Origin of the sequence: Neobacillus drentensis (assembly GCF_036965645.1) — a bacterium.
Taxonomy (GTDB): Bacteria; Bacillota; Bacilli; order Bacillales; family Cytobacillaceae; genus Neobacillus; species Neobacillus drentensis_D.
This window is the reverse complement of sequence record NZ_JBALPZ010000227.1, coordinates 1-1,634: the sequence shown is the minus strand read 5'-3', so window position 1 is coordinate 1,634 and position 1,634 is coordinate 1. Positions and strand designations below refer to the sequence as shown.

1 protein-coding gene is annotated in these 1,634 nt (G+C 37.5%); it reads right to left on the bottom strand.

Features of this window, described 5'->3' with window-relative positions:
* Positions 1-113: 113 nt before the first annotated feature.
* Positions 114-1,358: a cation:dicarboxylate symporter family transporter gene (locus V7266_RS28980; protein ID WP_335472676.1), complete on the bottom strand. Its 1,245-nt coding sequence runs from the start codon at positions 1,356-1,358 to the stop codon at positions 114-116.
* Positions 1,359-1,634: the final 276 nt, after the last annotated feature.

The window sequence follows — 1,634 nt, the reverse complement described above, 5'->3', positions numbered from 1 at the left end:
TGTCCTTCATCCGCCTTTTAAAAGACAATCCTCAGTTCAACTGTAACCGCTGCCTTTAGAAACAAAAAAAAGACAGAGTGCCATCTGCATCTCTGTCTCCTCCAACTATTATATTAAGCTGCTAAATCAGTTTCATCATTAAGTTTATGACCTTCCCATTTTGAGACCACAACGGCAGCAAGGGAGTTACCAACGATATTAACACATGTACGAGCCATATCGAGTAGACGGTCAATCCCAGCGATAAACGCAAGACCTTCAACCGGAATACCGACGCTTCCTAATGTTGCAAGAAGAACCACGAAAGAGACCCCTGGAACACCCGCGATTCCTTTAGACGTTACCATCAAGACAAGAACAAGCGTGATTTGGTGCGTAATGCTCAAGTGAATTCCGTACATTTGTGCAATGAACAATGCCGCAATCGCTTGGTAAAGCGTAGAGCCATCAAGGTTAAACGAATAACCAGTTGGAATAACGAAAGAAGTAATCGCCTTCGGACAGCCGATCTTCTCCATCTTTTCCATGATTTTCGGAAGAACAGCCTCCGAGCTCGCTGTAGAATAACCAAGTAATAACTCGTCTTTTAAATAAGCTAAGAATTTAAAAATATTAACTCCAGCAATCTTTGCAGTAATACCTAGGACAACCAAAATAAAGAAGATCATTGCTCCATAAACAACGATAACTAATTTTCCTAATGGAATAAGCGATGCCAAACCGAATTTTGAAACCGTCACACCAATTAGCGCAAAAACGCCAAACGGAGCGAATTTCATCACTTGGTTCGTTACCCAGAACATTGCATCGGCAGTACCTTTAAAGAAATTGATAATCGGTGTACCTTTTTCTCCAATAGCAGCGACACCAAGTCCGAACATAACGGAGAAGAAAATGATCGCTAGCATATCACCATTCGCTAACGCCTGAATGATGTTGGTTGGAACGATATTAACAAACGTATCGGCCATCGAATGAGATTCAGTTGTTTTTGCTGTTTCCACATACGTATTAATATCTGTTTTAGCTAAGTGTGAACGGTCAACACCAGTTCCAGGATGGAACACATTAGCAAATAGTAAACCTAGCACAATGGCAATGGTCGTAATAATTTCAAAATATAAAAGGGTTTTGCCGCCTAGTTTTCCAAGCGATTTCATATCGCCCGTACCGGCAACTCCAACAATAATACTTGAGATAACAATTGGGACAACGATCATTTTGATTAAGCGAATGAAGATATCACCAATCGGCTGAAGATAATCTGCTATATGAGTGTTACCGTAAAAGATAGCGCCTACGATAATACCTAGTGCTAAACCAATGAAAATTTGCCATGCAAGACTTATTCTTTTCATAACCTCTCCCCTTCTTTCTTCTATCTTATTTTACTATATGAACAAATACAGAAATTAAGTTTAATCAATATCATATCACGATATCACAATATAATTCTAGACATTTTTTTCGACATACACAACACTGTAAATAATGGCATTACTTATTTTTATATGATTTTAATACTATTGTAATAGTATTAAATCCCTGTGAATAAAGTAACAATCAGGTATTTCAGGATATTTATAATGGTTATTTATTCCTATGTTAATAATATTTTCAAGTGTTTATAAAAT